We start from the raw sequence: 3,850 nt of genomic DNA, 5'->3' as shown, positions 1-3,850 counted from the left end.
CGGAAAGCCTTCATCGAGAACGAGTCAAGTCCGGCGAAGACGCTCGCCGTGAGCGACCGCCTCGGACAGCGCGAACCTAACATCACCGTGCTATGTATGGATGCCCCTTAGCATCCGCCAGTCAGGGAAGGATGCAAGCGGCCCGACTGAACTCGACGGTTCGATGAGGAGCCGTCTCATGTACCAGCTCGGACCCGCCGGGTTCGCGATGTCCCATCTGCACAGATTCGGTTGATCCGCAAACGGTTCAGTCGATAAGCTCTACGACGCCGAGGCCACCGATGCGCCGCACGACCCTTGTCTAGGAGACAACAGCCCGACAATCGGCGACGGTGAGCACGGGGTTCTAGTCGCCACGCAAGGTTCAGCTCAGGCTAACCACGATCCAACTGCCGCACGTAGGCACGCCCATAGTCATTTCCGTGCGGGGTCCGCATAACGGTGTGGATGTGGAATGGCTTAGGTGTGTCATAGTCCAGAAACACACCGCAGTGGTGGTCTAGCTCGGCAATAATCACCGGCGACTGGACACGGTAATAGAAAACATCGCCCGGCTGATGACCGCCGATCCAGGAAAACCAAGTTTGGCCGAGATGGCGGCGGATCTCACGCAGCCGCGCCGTTCGAGGTCCAACGGGCAACAGCGCAACGAACTGCTCCGCGATCGCCATCAGCAAATCCCGCGCGGGCGTTGGCATATCGAGGGCAAGGATACCTTCGAATGGGATGACCCGGTTGTCCTGAAATGCGCCCGCAAGGTGACGCTCGTCGCCGGGATGAATACGTCCGGGGGGCATCGCCGGATCGACCAGTTGGTCATAAACCGTGGCCGCGCGCCGCTGCGATCGCGGCAGCGACGCCATAAGTGCCGTGCCCAATCCGATTGTGTCGGTGAACGTTTGAATACCGGTGTGGGGACCGGCGTCAATCTCGTTGGGCTCGGCGCCGAGGAAGACCGGACTGAGAACCATACGTCCTTCGACGACAAGGCAATTCAGTGCGCAATGATGTCCGTAGAGCTGCCAGCCCCAGGGCTTGTGTAGATCGGGTTGCCCGTAGATCGCGATATTGTAGCTGAACTCGTTCAGAATGCTCTGCAGCTCGACCACTTCACCGAGGAAGCCGTTGATCAACATCGTGTTACGCGCCAGTTCGTAGCCCTCAGGGCTGAGGGAAGCCGTCATCAGTGCCAGCGCCTTCCGCTGGACCTGCTGCGGCTGGAGCTCCAAGCGCACACCGGTATCGAATTGCATGAATTCCGGATTGGCCCAGGTTTGCCATTCGACCGCGTCTACTGGATAGCTTATCCGCGCCCGCGCCTCGTCGTCCAGACTCGACAACAGGTCGTGGGCGGCGGCCAGCATCGCCGCGACGGGAGCCTCCTCGCCCCGTCGCGGCGGTTCAAAATGGTGAATCTCGCTGTGCAGCGTGCCATCTTCGGTGATACCACGGAATCCGTTGTGATACAGCGGCTTCCAACCGGCGACTAGATCACCGGTGAACGTGCCGGGATGACGCGCCGTCGTGCCGTAGGTATACGGATCCATTCCCCGTATGCCAGCCAGCCGGGGATGGTCGTGCGGGAATAGGTACTTGCGGAATTCGCTGGGCACATCAGCCCTCAGAGGCGGCTGTGTGGCGGGCGACCAACTTCCTGACTCTGCGCTCATCGCCGGCGGCGATGGCGTCAACCAGGTCGACGTGAATGCGCAGTCGTGCCGTGCGGTACTTGGCAAAGGCACGTTCGCTATCGAACTGGGTGGATGTGGCGCGCAGCGGTCCTAGCGTGCTGAGGTAGACCGCGCGCGCCATAGCGTTCGGACCGATCGCGGCGATGCGCTCGTGCAGCGCCCAGTTAGTACGGACGAACGCATCCCAGCTCGGTGCCGCCGCCATTGTGTCGAGATGCGCGCGCAAATCGTTGATATCCTTATCGGTGGAAAACCGCGCCGCTGCGACGTCGATAAGCAACTCGAGGTGATCCCGCAATTCGATGGCATCGGCCACGTCCACCGGGTTGGAGGCCTCGAGCAACGTGTGGCGCAACCGGACGACCGACGTGGGGTTGGCGACGAAGAGTCCTCCGCCGCGTCCGGGCCGGACGTCGAGCACGCCGCGGTCGCATAGCAACCGCACCGCCTCGCTAATTGTCGAGTAAGCGAATCCCGTCTCGGCGCGAAGTGATTCGAGCGTGCCGACGGCGTCACCGGTCTGGAGGTCTTGGTCGCGGATTCGCAAGTCCAGAGCGGCGGCCAGCTGTTGGGCTCGGGTCCGCGGCGAGGTTTTCGCTACGTCGAATGTCGGGGTGGCAGTCCTCAAATCGGTGCGCCTAACCGAACGCTGCGGTTGGGCCGACTCGTGCGGCATAGTGCAGTATATGCATAACCTCCGAACGCTTAGAAGGTTTCTTGCGAAGGAACCGCAGTGAGGATCGTGGGAATCCGCCGCAATGGCCTGCCGGTTGAGGCCGCGCACTTGTCGGATGACGGCACGCATGTCACCGTCATCGCACCGCTCGCACAGTTCTGGGCAGGTGCCTCCCACCGCCTCAAGTCTGATGCTCCAGGTCCGACGCTGCCGATCGATGCGGTTCTGCTCGTTCCCCCGGTGCCAGCGGACGCCCGTGTAATCTGCATCGGCCTGAACTACCTCAAGCACGTCGCCGAGGGCGATTTCCGTAACCGTCAGCTACCCAGTCACCCAACGCTTTTCGCTCGATGGACCGATACTCTCACAGTCAGTGGTGCCGACGTGCCCGTGCCCTCGAACGAGGACGGCCTCGATTGGGAGGGTGAGGTGGTCGCTTGGGTCGGCGCCCCCCTCGTCGATGCCACGTCGGAGGAGGCTCTGGCCGCAGTAGTTGGTTACTCCACTTTCAACGACCTGACCTGCCGCTGGGCCCAGCGGCTTACGTCCCAATGGATCCTTGGCAAGAACGGCGACCGGTCCGGGCCGTTGGGCCCAATGGTGTCCGCCAATGAGGTTGGTGATCTGCGTGAGGGCCTGCGGCTACAGACCCGGGTAAACGGTGAGGTCGTTCAGGACGCAAGCACCGACGAAATGGTTTATACCGTCGGAGAAACGCTCGCTATGGTGTCGCATACCTTCACGCTGCGTCCTGGTGATCTGCTAGCCACGGGCACCCCCGGCGGTGTCGGCTACGCGCGAACCCCGCCGCGCCTGCTGGTCCCCGGCGATGTCGTCGAGGTCGAGGTTGATCGTCTGGGAATTCTCCGCAACAGGATCGTCAGTAATCAGCACCGCCGAGGCGCCCTCACAGCGGATGCGCATCTTCTGTGAACCCATAGGGCGCAACGGAATTCGGGTGGGACCGCCGCGGCCGACGAGCGTAAGGTCCAAACCCAGCCCAATTCTGATGAATATCTTGCAAACTGCTCCACGATGCGCGATGCTTGCCTCCAACCAACGATGGGAGGGTCCATGCATGATGACGGACTGGCGGAGACCCTGTCTGCTCCGCTGACCATCAATGAGGTGACCCTCAAAAATCGCATCGTGATGAGCCCGACGGCAGCGCTGGAGCTTCTGGGGCCTGACCGTCGCCTTCGTACGGGCCCTCGACGGGCTCGAGGTGGCGCGAGTGCGCCGCCTGCAAGTGCCCCGTGTAGGAGAAGCAATGCTTAGTGAACTTCACGACATCGAGCGAGTCGTCGACCGCTTTCGGGCGTTGCTCGGGGACGGCGCGGTCCGTGCTGAGTCTGCTGAGCTGAGTGACTTCCTCGATCCGTATCCGGTCGGCGACGCGTCCGAGTTCGCGCCCGGAGCAGTGCTGTCCCCGTCGTCAGTGGAGGAGGTGCAAGGGATCGTCCGCGTCGCCAACGAACTGCGC

General features: G+C 62.4%; 3 protein-coding genes and 1 pseudogene. 2 read left to right on the top strand and 2 right to left on the bottom strand.

What is annotated here, in order from left to right:
* Positions 1-374 precede the first annotated feature (374 nt).
* Together A9W96_RS26785 and A9W96_RS26780 are read right to left on the bottom strand one after the other, a co-directional pair.
* Positions 375-1,547: a DUF3500 domain-containing protein gene (locus tag A9W96_RS26785; RefSeq protein ID WP_231999922.1), complete on the bottom strand. Its 1,173-nt coding sequence runs from the start codon at positions 1,545-1,547 to the stop codon at positions 375-377.
* A 67-nt stretch (positions 1,548-1,614) separates the two neighbouring features.
* Complete coding sequence (locus tag A9W96_RS26780; RefSeq protein WP_082972646.1) at positions 1,615-2,367, bottom strand: FCD domain-containing protein; 753 nt, start codon at positions 2,365-2,367, stop codon at positions 1,615-1,617.
* A 57-nt stretch (positions 2,368-2,424) separates the two neighbouring features.
* On the opposite strand from A9W96_RS26780, the gene A9W96_RS26775 reads away from it, so the two are divergent.
* Together A9W96_RS26775 and A9W96_RS26770 are read left to right on the top strand one after the other, a co-directional pair.
* Positions 2,425-3,300, top strand: a complete 876-nt coding sequence (locus tag A9W96_RS26775; RefSeq protein ID WP_067144329.1) for a fumarylacetoacetate hydrolase family protein — start codon at positions 2,425-2,427, stop codon at positions 3,298-3,300.
* Between the two features lie 337 nt (positions 3,301-3,637).
* A pseudogene (locus A9W96_RS26770) lies at positions 3,638-3,850 on the top strand (hypothetical protein); the annotation flags it as partial.

It is taken from the genome of Mycobacterium sp. 1245852.3, assembly GCF_001669335.1.
In the GTDB taxonomy this organism is placed as follows: Bacteria; Actinomycetota; Actinomycetes; order Mycobacteriales; family Mycobacteriaceae; genus Mycobacterium; species Mycobacterium europaeum_A.
This window is presented reverse-complemented; position numbering and strand designations above follow the sequence as displayed.

Bases quoted from the DNA above. Each gene is read 5' to 3' on its own strand.
- A9W96_RS26785 (WP_231999922.1), bottom strand. From the start codon at position 1,547: ATGGATCCGTATACCTACGGCACGACGGCGCGTCATCCCGGCACGTTC.
- A9W96_RS26780 (WP_082972646.1), bottom strand. From the start codon at position 2,367: ATGCCGCACGAGTCGGCCCAACCGCAGCGTTCGGTTAGGCGCACCGAT.